The sequence below is a fragment of the Mesorhizobium sp. RSR380A genome (assembly GCF_054719385.1).
In genome coordinates this window covers 4,797,271-4,813,672 of sequence record NZ_JBTTIB010000001.1, presented here as the reverse complement: position 1 = coordinate 4,813,672, position 16,402 = coordinate 4,797,271, and the positions used below count along the sequence as shown (strand labels likewise).

At 61.7% G+C, this 16,402-nt stretch carries 15 protein-coding genes; 4 read left to right on the top strand and 11 right to left on the bottom strand.

What is annotated here, in order from left to right; genetic code table 11:
• Positions 1-115: 115 nt before the first annotated feature.
• The 9 genes from ACYG9Z_RS23185 to ACYG9Z_RS23145 form a co-directional block, all read right to left on the bottom strand.
• Entirely contained in the window at positions 116-1,183 is a 1,068-nt protein-coding gene (locus ACYG9Z_RS23185) for a cyclic nucleotide-gated potassium channel (RefSeq protein ID WP_023752552.1), read from the bottom strand.
• Between the two features lie 144 nt (positions 1,184-1,327).
• Positions 1,328-2,398, bottom strand: coding sequence for an adenylate/guanylate cyclase domain-containing protein (locus ACYG9Z_RS23180; RefSeq protein ID WP_023752551.1), 1,071 nt, complete (start codon positions 2,396-2,398; stop codon positions 1,328-1,330).
• Between the two features lie 3 nt (positions 2,399-2,401).
• Positions 2,402-2,896 (bottom strand): Rab family GTPase, encoded by a 495-nt coding sequence (locus ACYG9Z_RS23175; protein WP_023670316.1) that lies wholly within the window; start codon positions 2,894-2,896, stop codon positions 2,402-2,404.
• 11 nt (positions 2,897-2,907) lie between these two features.
• On the bottom strand, positions 2,908-5,586 hold the full coding sequence (locus ACYG9Z_RS23170) for an OmpA family protein (protein ID WP_031244173.1): 2,679 nt from the start codon (positions 5,584-5,586) through the stop codon (positions 2,908-2,910).
• Between the two features lie 7 nt (positions 5,587-5,593).
• Positions 5,594-6,259, bottom strand: coding sequence for a hypothetical protein (locus ACYG9Z_RS23165; protein WP_023670314.1), 666 nt, complete (start codon positions 6,257-6,259; stop codon positions 5,594-5,596).
• 196 nt (positions 6,260-6,455) lie between these two features.
• Positions 6,456-6,857, bottom strand: a complete 402-nt coding sequence (locus ACYG9Z_RS23160; protein WP_023670313.1) for a GFA family protein — start codon at positions 6,855-6,857, stop codon at positions 6,456-6,458.
• 20 nt (positions 6,858-6,877) lie between these two features.
• Positions 6,878-7,936, bottom strand: a complete 1,059-nt coding sequence (locus ACYG9Z_RS23155) for a Gfo/Idh/MocA family protein (protein WP_023670312.1) — start codon at positions 7,934-7,936, stop codon at positions 6,878-6,880.
• A 103-nt stretch (positions 7,937-8,039) separates the two neighbouring features.
• Positions 8,040-8,825, bottom strand: coding sequence for a ThuA domain-containing protein (locus ACYG9Z_RS23150; RefSeq protein ID WP_023670311.1), 786 nt, complete (start codon positions 8,823-8,825; stop codon positions 8,040-8,042).
• 145 nt (positions 8,826-8,970) lie between these two features.
• Entirely contained in the window at positions 8,971-10,533 is a 1,563-nt protein-coding gene (locus ACYG9Z_RS23145; RefSeq protein WP_081731616.1) for a tlde1 domain-containing protein, read from the bottom strand.
• Between the two features lie 482 nt (positions 10,534-11,015).
• Between ACYG9Z_RS23145 and ACYG9Z_RS23140 the strand changes: the two genes are divergently transcribed.
• The 3 genes from ACYG9Z_RS23140 to ACYG9Z_RS23130 all read left to right on the top strand — a co-directional run bounded on the left by ACYG9Z_RS23140 (position 11,016) and on the right by ACYG9Z_RS23130 (position 12,518).
• The gene (locus ACYG9Z_RS23140) at positions 11,016-11,567 is read left to right on the top strand and encodes a cytochrome c (RefSeq protein WP_031244639.1); all 552 of its coding nucleotides are present in this window, start codon (positions 11,016-11,018) and stop codon (positions 11,565-11,567) included.
• Positions 11,568-11,696: 129 nt separating this feature from the next.
• Positions 11,697-12,119, top strand: a complete 423-nt coding sequence (locus ACYG9Z_RS23135; protein ID WP_023670308.1) for a hypothetical protein — start codon at positions 11,697-11,699, stop codon at positions 12,117-12,119.
• A 237-nt stretch (positions 12,120-12,356) separates the two neighbouring features.
• Complete coding sequence (locus ACYG9Z_RS23130) at positions 12,357-12,518, top strand: FCD domain-containing protein (protein ID WP_023752549.1); 162 nt, start codon at positions 12,357-12,359, stop codon at positions 12,516-12,518.
• Between the two features lie 323 nt (positions 12,519-12,841).
• Here the strand turns inward: ACYG9Z_RS23130 and ACYG9Z_RS23125 are convergent, their stop codons facing one another.
• Entirely contained in the window at positions 12,842-13,774 is a 933-nt protein-coding gene (locus ACYG9Z_RS23125; protein WP_023693913.1) for a dimethylarginine dimethylaminohydrolase family protein, read from the bottom strand.
• Between the two features lie 14 nt (positions 13,775-13,788).
• Entirely contained in the window at positions 13,789-15,390 is a 1,602-nt protein-coding gene (locus ACYG9Z_RS23120; RefSeq protein ID WP_031244172.1) for a zinc-binding metallopeptidase family protein, read from the bottom strand.
• Positions 15,391-15,473: 83 nt separating this feature from the next.
• Between ACYG9Z_RS23120 and ACYG9Z_RS23115 the strand changes: the two genes are divergently transcribed.
• The gene (locus tag ACYG9Z_RS23115) at positions 15,474-16,370 is read left to right on the top strand and encodes a LysR substrate-binding domain-containing protein (protein ID WP_023752547.1); all 897 of its coding nucleotides are present in this window, start codon (positions 15,474-15,476) and stop codon (positions 16,368-16,370) included.
• The last annotated feature ends 32 nt before the right edge of the window (positions 16,371-16,402 follow it).

The following is a 16,402-nucleotide window of genomic DNA, read 5'->3' as shown; positions in this document are numbered from 1 at the left end:
TACGTTTAGTCTCCGGCTACGCCTCTGGGAACTTCCACGTGCCGTCCATAACCTCCGCGCGTGGTCGATAGAGCCGTACCATCCAGTTCCAGCCGGGCCACCATCGGCTGTACGGTCAAGCCACCGGCGCCGCGCCGCGCCGCTCGAGCGCGGTCCTGCGGATGATTTCCGCGATTTCCGGGCTGCTGCTGCACAGCATCTGGAAATCCGCCGCGTGCAGCGACAGGAGTGAGACAGAAGTTGCGGCAGTGACGGTCGCCATACGCGGTTCGCCGCTGATCAGCGCCATCTCGCCGAAGAAGGCGCCAGGGCCAAGCTCCACCGGGTTCGGCGTCGCGACGCTGACGCGGCCCTCCACGACGAAGAACATCCGATCGCCGGTCTCGCCGCTGCGGCAGATCACGGCGCCCGCCGGCACCGTGCGGGGTCTTAACGCGCGCACGATCTCGACCAGCGTGGCCGGGCCAAGCTTCTGAAACAACGGAACGCCGGCAATCAATTGCCAATTGCGGACAAAATCCTCGCGACGGACTTCTTGATAAAAGCCGGAGGCAAGAATGCCGGCCCAGAGCCCGAAGATGCCGATGCCACACATCATGACAGCCCCGGCAAGGACGCGGCCGACGAAGCTTTGCGGAATGTCGTCGCCATAGCCGGTAGTGGACAGCGTGACCACCGCCCACCACATTGTCTCGGGGATGCTGCCGAACTTTTCCGGTTGGACGTCGCGCTCGATGACATAGGCCGCGAGTGCGACACCGAACAGAACCAGGCCGAAGACCGTGGTGACGCCGACCAGGTTGCGCGCTTCGTTGGCCAGAACCCTGCCAAGCAGCGGGAAGAACGTCGAGTCGCGCAGCGGCTTCAGCAGCCAGACAGCACAGTAGAGGCTCCGGTCGGGCGTGCCGTCGAGCAGAAATGCGGCGACTGGAACCAAAACCGCGAACACATCGATCGCGATTGCCGGCGTCCTGTCCCTGAGGTCTCCCGCCCAGCGCTTGAGCAGGGTCTCGGCCATCTGCAGAAGATAGGCGGCCCAAATGACAGCGAGCACAGCAGCCAGAGCCAGTCTGCTTCGTCCGGACATGTTCGGCATCGTGAGCGCAGCCACCGCCAGAAGCCCAGGCGCAGCGAGCACCGCATTTAGCGGTGCATAGATTCTCAGAAAAGGCAGTACCGACATTCTATCCCACCAGCGGCCACTGTGCTCCAGAATAGAGGCCTTCCGGGCAAGCGCAAAGGGTGCTTTGCGATCGCAAGATCAGGTCACGCCAATGGCTTTCGGGCGCCGCTATCGGCGCTCCACGGTCGCACCGCAGGCGACGGATCAGCTCGGGAGCCGCCACATTCGCACGCGACCCGCACCGCGCAATTCCGTTTCCTCGAGTGGGTCGCAAGCAAATTTCGGTCCAAGCAGTTGGCAAGTTGCATCGGAAATACGGATTTCATCGGGCTCCGCGGACGTTTGAATACGTGAGGCGAGATTAACGGTCTCACCCCACAGGTCATAGGCGAACCGCCTCTTGCCTATGACGCCGGCGACGATCGGTCCTGAGTGAATTCCAATTCTCAGCCTTATCGGTTCTCCTGCGAAGCGTTCCCGCTTGACCGCTTTGCGCAGCTCAATCGCATAGCGCGTGAGGGCCTTTGCATGATCGGATCGCGCCGTGGGCAGGCCGGCGACCACCATCACACAATCGCCAATTGTTTTGATCTTTTCGCAGCCGTATCGTTCCGAGAGCCGGTCCGCCGCCCTGAAGAAGTAATTCAAGATAGCGAGCGTCGTCACGGCTCCGACGCTTCGCGCTCTTTCGGTAAAACCGACGATGTCGGCAAAAAGCACACTCACCTCCGCGTGGTTGTCGGCAATTTTCTTTTGCGCTTTCAACCGCTCCGCGATCGATGCCGGAAGAATGTTGAGGAGCAGGGTTTCGGCGCGCTGGTATTCACGCGCCAATCCCTCCTGGCTCTTTCTCAGTGCCTCGTTCGTCGATTGCAATTTTTCGTTGAGTTGACGCTCCCTCTCTTGCAGGAGCGTCATTTCATAGGCCTTCTGTTGAAGCCGCTGCCTGTTGTCTCGTTCGGCAGTGGCGTCCAGAAAAAGCAGCCACACGAACGCATTGTCAGCAAAAAAATGGAGGTCGGCGACACGCCCGCCGGGCAGTTCAACCATATCCATGCGAAACGGAAGCTCCGGGCAAGGCAGCAAACCTTCCATGAATTCAAGCTGCTCCGCAACAGGCTTGCCGATGCGAAGCGATGACAGCCCGTAATGTTCAACATTACCGCCCTTGGCAGCTATGCAAAGCTCAGCGTCGATTTTCAGATAAGCGACAGCGTGCCCGTCGAAGAAGAAATTGAAAAACCAATTTCTGACTTCTTTTGGCAATTCATGCATGGTCTATTTGGTGACCATCAAGGCAAGTTGACGAAAGGCGTCATCGACCTGCTCGCCCGAAAGCGCACTTGTTAGATAGATTTGCCATCCACGTTGCCTCAACTCGTTGATCTCACCATCCGATATCGCCCACCGATCGGCCAGATCGGACTTGTTGAACAGCAATACGAACGGCATGGCGCCGAATTCGGCCTCGACCCGTTCGCGCAGCGTGAGTGCCACGGCAAGAGTAGCAGCGCGGGTTCCATCGACGACTAGCACGAGCCCGGTTGCACCTCGAACATAGCTGACGCGGAATGAGCCGATATCGTCCTCGCCGGCCAAATCCCACAAAATCAGATCCACGGTTTTGTCCGGGAGCGCGACGCTTTTCTTGTCGATTTTCACTCCGACGGTGGTCAAGTAGGTTTCTGAGAAGATGCTCTGCACAAACCTGCGGACCAGACTCGTCTTTCCGACGGCGAAGCCGCCCAGCATGCAGATCTTTTTTTGCAACATGTTGGGCTCCGCTAGTCCAGGTTTACCGTAATCGAAACCCGGCGATTGGTGGAGCTACCGGTTAGACTGTTTTCAGGTACAGCCGGCTCAAAAGTGCCCGCGCCCCGAACCAGCAGCAGTTCGGGAGCAACGCCGCGCTTGTTGAGAAGCGCACGAACTGTCTCGGCGCGGGCGGCGCTGATCGACGCGTTGGCCGTCTCACGGCCCGTGGTGTCCGAATGCCCGGTCAACATGAACCGCGCCGTTACGCCGGAATTGCGGGCACTCTGGGCGAATTCCTTTATTTGATCCGCCAACCTGTCGAGAACCGGCGTCTGCTCCGGTCCCGGCACAACCTTGCCGGAAGAGAAGAAAATATCGGTCGTCTGGATCGCCTGCCTCAAATGATTAAGTTCTGCGAGGTTCAGCTCACGCAGCTGCGAGACATCCAGAACCACTCCGTCCGCCGAAAGTTGTTCAGCGGCGGCCCGCGCGCGGTTGATCCAGCCGGCAGGAGCCTCACCCACGGCCACAATGCGACCCTGGATGATCGAGAGCTGAACGGTTTTCGGCGGGGACAGCGCCGCCGTCAGCCGCTTCACCACAAACTTCGGATCAAGGCTCTGATAGAATTGCCACTGTGCATGAACGCGGGCAGGATCAACGTCCGTTCCGGACAGCAGGGCTTGCGGGTCGGCGGCAAGCGGGTCTCTCAAGCCGGAAATATAGAAATGTCCGCCCCTCGCCGTTTGTTGGGCGACGATGATTCCCGGTTGGGCCTCAAGTCGCGACACATAATACTGCCAGTGCTCCGCCGCGCGTGCTTCGGGGCTCACGTCACGAACCTTGGAGATGTCGAATTCGGGTCCGCCTGCCGAAAGCTGCCGGGCCGCCGCGCGCGCGCGATCGATCCAGGTGTCGGGAGCCTCACCCTCGGCAACGATGCGATCATCGACGATCGAAAGTCGTACTGTTTCCGGCGGATACAGTGACGCCGTCAGCCGCTTCAGCACGAACTCCGGCTCAAGGCTCTGATAGAACTGCCACTGCGCATGAACCCGGGCGGGATCGACCTCTGTTCCCGACAACAGCGACTGCGGATCGGCGCCAAGCGGGTCTCGCAGGCCGGCAATATAGAATTGGCCGTCGCTTATCTTTTGGTCTGCAACGATGATGCCCGGCTGGGTCTCCAGTCGCGACACATAGGCGTGCCAGCGCTCCGCCTCGCGCACTTGGGGACTTACGTCACGAACCCCCGAGATATCGAAGACCGGCCCGCCTGCCGAAAGCTGCTGGGCCGCCGCGCGCGCCCGGCTGATCCAGGTGTCGGGAGCCTCACCCTCGGCGACGATGCGGCCATCGACAATCGAAAGTCGCACTGAATCCGGCGGAGCCAGCGACGCCGTCAGCCGCTTCAGCACGAACTCCGGCTCAAGGCTCTGATAAAATTGCCATTGCGAATGAACCCCGGCCGGATCGACTCCCGTGCCTGACAACAGCGACTGCGGGTCGACGGCAAGCGGGTCCCTCAGGCCGGCAATATAGAACTGGCCATCGCGTACCTGCTGTTCGGCAACGATGATGCCCGGCTGGGCCTCCACTCGCGACACGTAAGCCTGCCAGCGCGACACGTAAGCCTGCCAGCGCTGCGCTGATTGCCAGGAAAGAAAGTACCAACCGCCTGCCAGACTCAAAAGCAGCAGGGCAACGGCCGCCACCAGCCACGGAAATCCGTCGTTTGATTCCCCCTGCTTCAGCTCGACGCAGGTCTGCAACTGCGCCTCTACGCTGGCCAGCTGCGAACCGTCGCCGTCAAACTGCTCTAAGGCCTGTGAGCTTTCCTCATGGATGCGAAGCAACACATCGCGAACGATTTCATGCAATTCCTCCGGCGGATTTCCCCGGATCACCGAAACCAGGGTCGCAAACGGTCCAACTTCCGACCAGAGACGAAGCTCGCCGAAACGGATTGTGTCCAGGCCGCTCTGCTCTTTCTCGTTAAATGAGTCTTTTACAAAATCCTGAATCGCACTGAGCATCGAAGAAATGAGCTGAGGATCTTCGCTCGTTGCATTGTCGGCCGTTACATGCGTTATCAAAAGGCCGGAATTCCGATGAATGAGAAACGCATGTTCCACACGGTAGACAAGGGAATGCTTCAGAACAACTGCCGAGAAGCTTGCCCCTGTTCTCCAGGCTTCAAGTCTCCACTTGAGCCCGTGCCAGGTGAATATGTGCCTTAGAGTTTCATTCAGCGACTGAAAGGTCTGGTCGATCTTTTCGCCGATCGACTTGCGAATTGCCGGCAGAAACACCGGGTACAATATGTCCGTCAGCGTGCGCGGGCTCTTCTGGATCGACCGTTGCACAGCCCGTTCGACAGCTGGCGCAAGCGCCTCGCCGAGTTGCGCGTAAGGCGCTCGTCCGGCAGCACTGGGAAGAACGTCGCCCACGGCCGCCGCAAGCTGCTCGGGTTCGTCGAGCAGATGCGTGACGCGTGAAAGCTCGGAGATTTCGCGGCTGACCAGCAACTGCCGCAGCGTTTCCATGCGCGGATCGGCGGTTGGAACCGCCTCGAACTGCGCACGGTAGTCCGGATCAACGTTCCGGGCAATTTCGATCAAAAGACGAGCCAGAGCCTCGCGATCAATCTCTGTATCGTTCGAGGCTGTTCTTTGCGGAAGGTTGAATGGGTCGACGGTGGACGTCAAGGTCCCATCAACTCACTTTCCAGCTACGGTCCGAGTTGCTCTTGCTCCCGACGGGATCCTGATTGAGACACTTTGCAACCTCGACAAACAGGCCAGCCAAAAGATTTCGGTCGGTCTTGACGTTGCTGAGGTCGGCAAACATCTTCTCGATCAGCATCTGAACGCCTTCATTCTTCTGCTTGATTTCCTCACGCAGCAAATGATCGTTTCGATTTATCCGGTCCGAAACATCGCGCTCGAGCGCGCTTAACTGATCCGACAACGTGCGCACCTGCTTTTCAAGAGCCTGGTTTTGCTCGCGAAGATTCCGGTCGATCTCCTTGTCGGCATCGGCTCGTGAATCTTTTTCGCTCCGCAATTGCCCTGCAAGCGAATCGATCTGCTTCTTTGCATTCGACTCGTACATTTCGAGATTGCGCTTGGCCTCGGATTCAACATCCTTGAAGCGCTGCAACACCCGTTCTTCAAGCTTGGAAAAGCGGCGGTCATAGTCCTGCATCTGGTTGCCGAACAGCAGGTCACGGATCTTGTCGACACCGACGGCGTCGCCGGCGGTTCCGTTTTCGCGGGCCTGAACTCCCATGAAGTTCAGCCCGTTTCCTTCTGTGTTACCTATCAGATTTACGTCCGCCTTCTTTTCTGAAGAAGCGGAATTCGAAGATTCCTTAGCCATCCATATACCCCCATTGAACACATGCCGTCAGGTAAGCATGTCAGCAATCGGGCCGCAAGCCGGATTCGTCTTGACTTATGCCTATTCATGGGGCAGCCGAGCGCGATGGCTAACGGCCCGGCAATGGCAATCAGGGGCGATGCCCTCTTGAAGGCGCGGAGCGTGCGGACGGTTCCGGGTATCCAAAAAGCGGCCTTCAGTCGAACGTCGCCAGCGGCTCGGCATTGATCTCGACCCACTCACAGCGCCGGCTTTCGTGGTAAAAAGACTGAAATGGCGGCGGGAACGACGGGTCGGCGAAGGCGCCGACGGGAATGGCGATCACACCGGGCTGCGTGTCGATGCGATAGTGGACGGCGGCGCCGCACTCCGGGCAGAAATTGTAGATGACGCGGCCGCCCTCGTCGCCGGTGCGCGTGAACTGCTTCGCCCGTCCCTCGATCGATACATCAGCTTGCGCAAACCGGACATTGTAGCTGAAGGCGCTGCCGGTGCGGCGCTTGCAGTCGAGGCAATGACAGACCGAGATGCGCACCGGCTCGCCCGAACAGACGGCTGAAAGCTGGCCGCAGAGACATTGCGCGCGGCGCGTGACCATTGTTTCTTCCTCCCTTCACATCACTGCGTATCGGCGCTGGCCCTCAGTTCCGTCCGCTTCTGTTCCGAAACCATGGCCAGATCCAGCACCTTCTGCAGTTCGGCGGCATGGTGGAATGAAGGCTCGGCCTGCACGCCGCTGCGAACCGCATCGACGAAGCGCTGGTAATTGGTCGGCACCGTGCCGGCGTCGAGCACCTGCCATTTGGCGTTCTCGATATCCTCGCCGACACACGCCTTCAGTTCCGAACCCTCGAGATTGTGCACGACTTCGATGCCGCCCTTGTCGCCATAGATGCGCAGGCGCAATTCGTTGATGTGGCCGGTCGCCCAGCGGCTGGCGTGAACGACGCCAAAGGCGCCGTTGGAGAAATCCAGCGTCATGGCGAAGCTGTCATTGGCGTCGAGGTCGTATTCGCCGATGCGGTTGCCTGGCGCCTTGTCGAAGGTGCGCAGCCGGCAAAACACGTGGTCGACGTCGAGTGCGGCGCCATAGCTGGCGAAATCGAGGATGTGGATGCCGACATCGCCGAGCACGCCGTTGGAGCCGTGGTCGCGCGACAGCCGCCACAGCCATTTCGGGTCGGTGCGCCAGTCGCCCCAGAATTTCGAGACCAGCCAGCTCTGCAGATAGGAGGACTCGACGTGGCGGACGGTGCCGATCTCGCCGACCAGCACCATCTGCCGCGCCTTCTGCAAGGCAGCGACATTGCGATAGGTGAGATTGACCATGTTGACGATGCCGGCCGCCTCAGCCGCTTTGGCCATCTCGCTTGCCTTGCCGAAGTCTTCGGCCAGCGGCTTTTCGCACAGCACCGGCTTGCCGGCCGCGATCAACGCCATGGTGGTCGGGTGGTGAATGCGGTCCGGCGTGACGTTGGCGACCGCATCGAACTCGCCCCACGCCAGCGCGTCTTCCAGGGATGTGAACCGCTTCGGTATCTTGAACCCGTCGGCAAATTCGCCAACGCGCTTTTCATCGACGTCGACAGCACCGACGATCTCGACGCCGTCGATACCGCCGAAGCGGCGGGCATGCTCCTGCGCCATCCAGCCGGTTCCCAGTATCAAAAGCCGCATTTTCTGCACTCCGAGCGAATTGGTTCGATTCAATCATATGGCGCAGATACGGTCTAGGAAACCCATGCGGAAAACCGCTACGCCTTTTTTCCTGGATTTTGCTTTAGCGGAAGCCGGCCTCGCCCGAAGCGTGCAGCTTGCCGCCGCGCTCGACGATCGGCTCCAGCGCCTTCTCGACCGGCACGTTCGGCGCCTCAAGGATCGCCGACTTGGTGCCCTGCGGATTGTGCGCCCACTTCACCGCATTGCGCAGCACCTTGTGCACATTGGCGTCGTGATAGGTCGGATAGGTCTCGTGGCCCGGGCGGAAGTAGAAGACATTGCCGGCGCCGCGGCGATAGGTCAGCCCAGAACGGAACACCTCGCCGCCCTGGAACCAGGAGATGAAGACGGTCTCCAGCGGTTCGGGCACGGCGAACTGCTCGCCATACATTTCTTCATTCTCGAGCTCGAAATATTCGCCGACGCCTTCGGCGATCGGATGGCTGGGACTGGTCACCCAGAGTCGCTCGCGCTCGCCCGCCTCGCGCCATTTCAGCGTGCAGGGCGTGCCCATCAGCCGCTTGAAGATTTTCGAGAAATGGCCGGAATGGAGAACGATCAGCCCCATGCCTTCAAAGACCCGGCGGGCGACGCGCTCGACGATCTCGTCGGCAACGGCGCCATGGTCCTTGTGGCCCCACCAGACCAGCACGTCGGTCTCGGCCAGACGGCCGGCCGGCAGGCCGTGCTCCGGCTGCTCGAGCGTGGCGGTCGAGGCGGAGATCGCCTCGTCGGCGTTCAGCGCCTTGGCGATGGTCGTGTGCATACCTTCGGGATAGAGGGCGGCGACCACCTCATTGGTCCGCTCATGGATGTTCTCGCCCCAAACGACAGCGCGTATTGTCATGATGTCCTCGTGGTGAAGCCGACCCGCAGCGGTCACTCATAGTCTGCCTGGGGGTCAAAAGGGAATAGGCAGTGGGGAATAGGCTATAGGGGCAGAAAAACAAGGAACAGGAGATGGACGCTCCTGGGCCCTACTGCCTACTGCCTTACGCTCCCCGGCCTTCCTGAGCGACCCGCGTCAGCGGCTTGGTCAGGCGCGGCACGACGACGAGGCGCTTGATCTTGCCCTTCTTGTAGGCGGCAAGGAAGCGGGCGTAGTCCTTGAAGACGACGCAGCCATTGGACTCCGCACGGCCGCCGCGCAGCATGTAGGTGTGGGCGAGCAGGCCGTCGCGGCCGTACTTGTTGCCGCCGCTGACGGGAGTGAGACGGAGCGCCTCGACGCCATGGAAGCGGGATTCGCGCAGCCGCAGATCATAGGTGTTGGGCGGCGTCGGGCCGACATTCTTCTTGTGCACGAAGCGCGGCTGGTCGACCATCGAGCCCAGCCCCGAATGGGCCTCCAGCCGCGAGCCGTCCGGCATGTAGACGGTCTTGGCCGAGATATCGTAGACGGCGACGCCGCCGCCCATTCCGGGCGTGGCGAACAGATCCTTGAAGGCGCGACCGACACCGCCCGCCGGGACGTCCGGCTTGGCATAGGCCAGCATCTCACCGGCCTGTGTCTTCGACCTTTTGCCAGGCTTGATCCGGCTTGATTGGATGCTCTGGCTGTCTGGCACGCCAGGCAGTGCGGCGACCTCCGAAGTACTGCGTGGCGAGCGCGGCGACGAATTGCCCGGCGACTGGGGTGCGGGGCTCTCGGCCGTCCCGTCGGTCTGTGGCTTGGCTGCCCTGGGCTTGCTGGCTTGCCGAGGCTCTGCAGGCTGAGCGGTTTCGGCGCGTGGACGCCAACCCGGCAACGCAATGTTGTCGGGCAGATCGTCCTGCGGCGGCAGCGAAGCGACCTGAACTTCGGCCTGCTCAGGATCCTGCCCTCCGGCGATTGCTTCAACGGCCGGCGGCGGGGCCAGCATGTCAGCGTCTTCCGGCAAGCTGTTGGCCAGCGCCAGCGCCAGGCGCGACGAGCGTTCGATCTCAGCCACTTCCGGCCCAAAGCGTTCCGAGGCTGGGCCATGCTGATCGGGCAGCCGGACTTCGGCGAAACGGGCAGCGACCGGAAGGCTGGCAAGCATGAAGGGCGCATTCGAGGCCTTGGCGAAGGCGGCAGCCAGCTTTTGCGGCGACAGCTCTGCCTTGGCCACCACGCCGTCGAAGCGCATGCCGCGCGAAGTGGCGAGAGCGACGCTGGTGTTTGGCGCAATGTTTGAGGCGACACTGCTCGGGGCCACAGCGTGCGCGGCCGGCTTCAGCCGCGCCATCTTGCCGTCATGCGCGAAGTTCGCGGCGGCATGCGCGCAGCCGGCGTCGCATTGGCTGAGCAGCGAGGCCTGTGATTTTTGCGCCGAAAGCCGCGGCGCCCACGAATTGGCGAGGCTGCGGCGCGAATCGGCAAGTGCTGCGTTCGGCAGAAGCAGACTGTGCGGAAGGCTGTTGGAGGCTGCGGTGAGCGAGGTACCGAGCGAATAGAGGCCGGCCATGGTTGCCACCGACCACAGCGCCAAGGCCGCGCCGACAACCGGCACCACCACCCAGCGCTGGCCGGATCTCTTCGAAGTCAAACCCCGTTCAGGAGTGTCGCCCCGGTCTTTCAAACGCAAAAACGCCATACAACCACTCTCAATCGGCATGCAGGCTTGCGACCCTCGCATCCGTGACATCCACAGTTCGCTGGTGCCCCCTGCACCTTTCGCGTCTGTTGCCGATTGAATCAAAAGATGGACAAAGTTGGTTAACCAATCCCTCCATCAGCCACCGATTATGCGGCGCCTGATACGAAAAAAAGAGCACTCCATGGTCTGCGCCACGGTAGAATGCTCTCCCTCACCCCCGCCTTGCTGCCCGTTTTTGCGATCCAAGTCAAGGAAACGCTGCGTCAGCTTGCTGCAAGCCTGTGCTGATTGCCCGCTGATCGGCCTTCTCAATCAGTTGACCTTCCGGTGGCTGGAAGGTCTATCCGCTCAGAGACGGAGACTTCCGGCGACGGAAATTTACCGATGAGAACCGGCATCACGACCGAAGAATCCGACTGCAGGTCGAACCCCTGCTGCGGCTGGCTGATCACAGATGGATGGGGCAAGGACATGGCGCCGTGAGATGGACTGTGAAAGCGGCGCTGCTGTGGCTGGTCTGTGCCCTTACGATGGCCGCCTCCGTCGGCGGCGGACCGATGGTCGCGGCCCGGCAGGCGTCGATGAAGGAGATGGCGGCGGCTGCGAAAACCATTGCCGGCATGTTCGACCGCAGGCAAGCCTATGACGCGGCAGCCTTCAAGGCGGCAGCGGACACGCTGCGCGCGCGCACCGGCCCTGCCCTGATTGCCGAATTTCCGAGCGGCTCGCTTGGACCGCCTTCGCAGGCCAGGCTGGAGATCGATCAGTCACGGGCGGAATTCGAGGCCCTGGCAAATCATATCGGAACGCTCGCCGACGCTCTGGCCGCCAAGGCCGAAAGCGCGCCGGCCGTCATCACCGATGACATGCGCATGGGCACCGGCCTGGCGATGGGCGGCGGCAGCCTGCTCGGCAAGCGCTCGATTCCAGAGGAAGCCGATCCGACCAAACTGCCGGCGGAGCATATCCTGCATCTCATCCTGCAGGATTGCTCGACCTGTCATTCGAAATTCCGGCAAAAGGTACAGTGAAGCGACATTATCCGGCGGAGCATTTCTTGCTGGCCTGCGCCACAGTCACTTTGCATACAAGTAAATTCGTTTGTGCTAATATATCGCCGGTCGTGCATATCCATGCATGACGAGCATCGGGAGGATGCAATGAAAACCATGAATCGCAGGTCTGCAATTGCCCTCGGTCTGACGACCGCCGCGGTAGCGCCTTTGTTCCCCTTGGCGGCATCGGCAAAAATCAAGAAATACGGCCCGAAAGAGGGCAAGGAGATTGCGCCCGGTGTCAGGGTGGTGGAGGTCGGCACCGGCAATGCAGACATTCCCGCCTACAAGAGCATCGCAATTATCGACGTTGTGTTTCAGCCCGGAGCACATGCTCCTCAAACCGTGATGGACAACGACATGGTGTGCACCATTACCTCAGGTGCATTCACGATCAAGAAAGCGGACAAGGAATTCAAGCTCAAGACGGGTGATATGTACACCTGCTCCAAGGGCAAGACCGATGAAGCGACGAATACAAGCAAGGAGGTCGGCGTGCATCGCATCGCCGTATTGATACCCGCATAGCAGATGGAACTCCGGCCGGACCACGCCGTCGCGAGTCCGGCCGGCCAGACGAGGCGATCTCGTTCCGTCGTCAGCGCGGCCATCTCACGCCAGCCACTCCCTGATCGCCGGGCGGGCGGGAACGGCGCGCATGTGGTCTTCGCGCTATGGCTTTGTTTGGGCATGATCTTTTGGGGAAGCTGGCTTGGTTTCAAAATCAACGGCTAGGTCGAATGGCTGATCAATCAGCGCATCCACGTGGCCAATACGGAGATCGAAAACCGCACGAGTTTTGCCGGCCACCAGGCGGTGTTCGAGGCGATCGAGCGCCGCGACCCGGAAGCGGCCGGCCAAGCGATGCGGGCGCATCTGGAAAACGCCCGGCGCAAGTTCAATTCAGGTTCGGGCAGATTGGACTAGCCGGCAGACGCGGCAGCGCTCTGGCGCAAAGCAAAAAGCCCGCCGTTCAAAGCCGGCGGGCTCCCTTCAATCATACAGCACGATCCGGTCGTCGATAACCAGGACGACCGAATTTCGGCCTCAGCGGCTGGTTGCGCTCAGGGGGCGGGCTTCGACGGGTTTGAAGCAACCAGCGATCCGAGTTTGCCGGCTTTGGCCAGACTCGGCTTTTCGTAAGTTTTCTTCACAGAATCCCTCCTCTAATGGCATCAATTTCCTCTGCCAGGCCTGTTTTGTCAAATCTGACAGCAGTCCGTCACAGGTCCCGGCGGCAATTCGTGCCCTTACGCCGGCTCGCGCTTGAGCGCCTGCGCCATGCAGTGAATGCCGCCGCCGGTCTTGGAAATCTCGCTCATGTCGACGGCAGCAACCTCGAAGCCGCGTGCCTTGAGCTGGCCGATCAGCGACTGGCTCGACGTCGGCGCGATGACCCTGTCCTTGCCGAGCGACATGAAGTTGCAGCCGAGCGCCATCGTGTCCTGGAAGGGCACGTCGATGATCTCGTGGCCCTTGCCCTTCAGCCAGTCGACAATGCCGGGCTCGGTGCAGGCGAGGCACACCGCGGTGAGCTTTTCAGCGATTGGCACCACCATCAGGTCGATATGGACATAATATTCGTCGATGAAGGCGAGGCGCGTTTCCCAGCCTTCCTTTTCGAACCAGTCCTGCACCTGCCGGGCGCCCTCTTCCTGCGTGCGGGCGCCGCCGCAGCCGATCAGCACCACGCCCTCCTCGATGACGTTGAAGTCGCCGCCTTCGAAGGTGCCAGCCGTGACCATGTCGTAGATGGGGATGCCGAGCTTTTCATAGGTGCGGATGGCGGCATAGTTCTCGCCGCGCCGCCACCAATTGGCCATGGCGGTGATGAAGGCGCCGTAGGGCGTCATGACGCTGGAGTCTCTAGAATAGACCTGCATCGGCAGTTCCGGCGTCGGCTCGTGCCAGTGGATGTTGACGCCGAAATGCTCGTAGGCGGCGACGAGGTCCTTGTGCTGCGCCTGCGCGATCTGGACGTTGCAGGGCGCTTCGCGCAAATGCTTGCGCGACAGCGAGCTGGTCGAGAGGTGGCGCAGGAAGTTTGGCGAGCCGAGCAACACGTCTGTCAGCACGTCGGTCTCGTTGGCAAAGCCCCATGACGTCAGCGGCTTGGTGCCGCCGGCGGGGTTGCGGCGTTGCAGCGAGAACGGCTCGGCGACGATGCGGTCATGGACGGTCATAAGGTTCTCCTCGATTATGCAGCTTGATTGGGTTGGCTGCTCGGAATCCACCAATCGCGCCCCCGCGCGGTGGTGACATATTCCGGCCAGCGGAAATTGATCGGCGGGTCATAGTCGCAAAGCGGCGCGATCCAGTTGGAGCCACCAATGCCGCCGCCGGTGCGGGTGACGAATTCGTCCATGGCCGCATCGCGCGCGGCCTTGTCCTCGAGCAGGCGGAGAGCTGCAAGCGCAACCGTCTTGGCGGCGCAAATGACCATCGGGTCGATGGTGGCCGAGATACCGCCCAGCGCGTTCATCGCCCAGGATGGATAGGCATGGCCATTCGCCGAGCGCAGCGCCGGGCGGGCGACATAGAAGCGTGCGGTCGGCGTGTGCCACGACATGTCGGTGTAGTCGTCGGAGGTCGAGTTGATCTGCGACGGAGGCAGATCGCGGCGTAGGATTGCCTCGGCCTCTCGCGGCGCAACCAGCCGCTCCATCTCGTCGATGAAAGGGTTGTCGGTCGCGGTGCCGCCGGCATTGACCTGGACCTCGCGACCGATCGCTTTCGCCGCCTCGTCCCAGTTCGGAGCGCCAACGGTGGACAGCGCCTCATAGGCAATCCCTGCCATGGCGTGATTGGCGAGGCCCGGCCGCGACTTCGACACCCAATAGCGCTCATAGCGACAACCGCTGATCGCCGCGGCCGCGGCCGCATTACGGTCGAGCACCGCGGTGACCTGCTCTGCCATGGCAATGGTCGGCACGCGGATCATGTACTGGATCTCGGCCAGCCCCGCCGGCAGATTGTCGGCGGTCGCCTGCCCGGCGGTGAGGATCGCCTCGCTGATCGACCAGCCGCCCTGGTGAGGCAGCATGGAATCGCGCAGCGCCTTGGAGGCCATGTACATCGTCATCAGCGCGTCGTTGGCGCCGGGCGCCCGCACCGCCGAATGCGCCTGCGGGATCGGCGCGCCATCGCTTGCGCGAACCCAGTTTTCGGGTTCGTCGCAGACAAAACGGTAGATCATCGCATAGGCGGCGCCGCAATGCGTGTCCCAGCGCGCCGTGTTGCAGAGCGGCAGCATATAGAAGGGGTGGAAGGAGATCATGCCGGCAAGGCCGTCATAGTAGCCCTTGGCCGCATGGATCGGCTTCGAGCCCCTGACCTTCTCGGCCGGCTCGCCGGTGAAGCGCAACGTCCCCTCGATGCCGTGGCGTTGCATTGCCGCCTTGGTGGCGAGAAGTCCGCCGAGGCCGGCAATGCCAAGCCCGGAATGCGGATCGGTGTGGCCGCCGGCCTCGCTGCCGAGGCCCGGCCGCGATCGCTTCACCGTTGCCGCGTCCTGGCAGTTGCCGGGCACCGCGTCGTATTCGCCGTACATGCCGATGGTCGGCCCCGGGCCATTCGTCCAGTGGGCACAAAAGGCGGTCGGCATGCCGGCCGACCCTTCCTCGACCGAAAAGCCCTCATGCTTCAGCCGCGCCACATACCAGGCCGCCGACTGGTATTCGCGCCAGGCGGTTTCGCCGAAATCGAAAATGGCGCGCGTCCACGCCGACAGCGACGGTTGGATGCCATCGAGACAGGCAAGCGCGGTGGCTTGCGCCGAGGTCGTCACCGGTTTCTCCATGCGCCCCAAGAAAGCAGTGAAGCGGCATTGCAAAAAGTGATATGTTTTTCCGGTTCATGCAAATTCGGTTCACCTGAGGCCTCTTGCGAATACCTTCCACGCAGGCGTTGCGCGCCCTCGACAGTTTTGCCCGTCACGGCAGTGTCTGGCGCGCAGCCGATGAACTGCATTTGACCCGCAGCGCCGTCAGCCATCAGTTGCGGCTGCTCGAACGCGACCTCGGCTTCGACCTGCTGGAGCGCATCGGCAAGGGCGTGGCGCTGACACCGCGCGGCCAGCGCTATGCCGCCGATGTGAGGAAGGCGCTGACCGTGCTCGGCGATGCGGTAACGCGCCAGGCCGGCACCGGCGTCGGCGGTTCGTTCGCCGTTTCCTGCACGCCGGGCTTCGCCTCTCTGTTTTTATGCACCCACATCGGCGAGTTCCGGCAGATGTATCCAGACGTGGCGCTGTCGATCCTGACGCCGCGGCGGCTGGACGATGTCAGCAATCCGGACGCCGATGCCTTCATTGCCTTTGGCGTCGGCAACTGGCCGAACCGCTCGGTGGAGTTGCTGTGCGAAATCTCGTTCACGCCACTTTGCAGCCCGACACTGCTCAACAAGGTCGGCGGCTTTTCAAAACCGGCCGACGTGCTGCGCGCCAATCTCCTGCATCTCGGCGACACCGAGGACTGGGCGCGCTGGCTGGCGCTGTCCAAGGTGGAAAACCCCGACACCGAAGGCGGCATCTTCTTCTCGGACATGAACCTCGTTTTTTCCGCGGCGATCGCCGGCCAGGGCATCGCCATGGGCGACGAGCTGACCAGCCGCCGGGCGCTGAGCGAAGGCCGTCTGGTGCGCCCCTTCGACATCGCGATCCCCTCGCCGCGCTCGTATTTCCTGGTGTCGGAACATGCCAAGTCCAGCCACCCGGTGCTGGAAGCATTCAATGGGTGGTTGAGGTCGAAGCTGTCGGAGAACCGGATCAGCCCGTACTAGCCTCCCATCCGTGAATCAAATTTGCCGATCAG

Bases quoted from the DNA above. Each gene is read 5' to 3' on its own strand.
- ACYG9Z_RS23185 (WP_023752552.1), bottom strand. From the start codon at position 1,183: ATGTCGGTACTGCCTTTTCTGAGAATCTATGCACCGCTAAATGCGGTG.
- ACYG9Z_RS23180 (WP_023752551.1), bottom strand. From the start codon at position 2,398: ATGCATGAATTGCCAAAAGAAGTCAGAAATTGGTTTTTCAATTTCTTC.
- ACYG9Z_RS23175 (WP_023670316.1), bottom strand. From the start codon at position 2,896: ATGTTGCAAAAAAAGATCTGCATGCTGGGCGGCTTCGCCGTCGGAAAG.
- ACYG9Z_RS23165 (WP_023670314.1), bottom strand. From the start codon at position 6,259: ATGGCTAAGGAATCTTCGAATTCCGCTTCTTCAGAAAAGAAGGCGGAC.
- ACYG9Z_RS23160 (WP_023670313.1), bottom strand. From the start codon at position 6,857: ATGGTCACGCGCCGCGCGCAATGTCTCTGCGGCCAGCTTTCAGCCGTC.
- ACYG9Z_RS23155 (WP_023670312.1), bottom strand. From the start codon at position 7,936: ATGCGGCTTTTGATACTGGGAACCGGCTGGATGGCGCAGGAGCATGCC.
- ACYG9Z_RS23150 (WP_023670311.1), bottom strand. From the start codon at position 8,825: ATGACAATACGCGCTGTCGTTTGGGGCGAGAACATCCATGAGCGGACC.
- ACYG9Z_RS23145 (WP_081731616.1), bottom strand. From the start codon at position 10,533: ATGGCGTTTTTGCGTTTGAAAGACCGGGGCGACACTCCTGAACGGGGT.
- ACYG9Z_RS23135 (WP_023670308.1), top strand. From the start codon at position 11,697: ATGAAAACCATGAATCGCAGGTCTGCAATTGCCCTCGGTCTGACGACC.
- ACYG9Z_RS23125 (WP_023693913.1), bottom strand. From the start codon at position 13,774: ATGACCGTCCATGACCGCATCGTCGCCGAGCCGTTCTCGCTGCAACGC.
- ACYG9Z_RS23120 (WP_031244172.1), bottom strand. From the start codon at position 15,390: ATGGAGAAACCGGTGACGACCTCGGCGCAAGCCACCGCGCTTGCCTGT.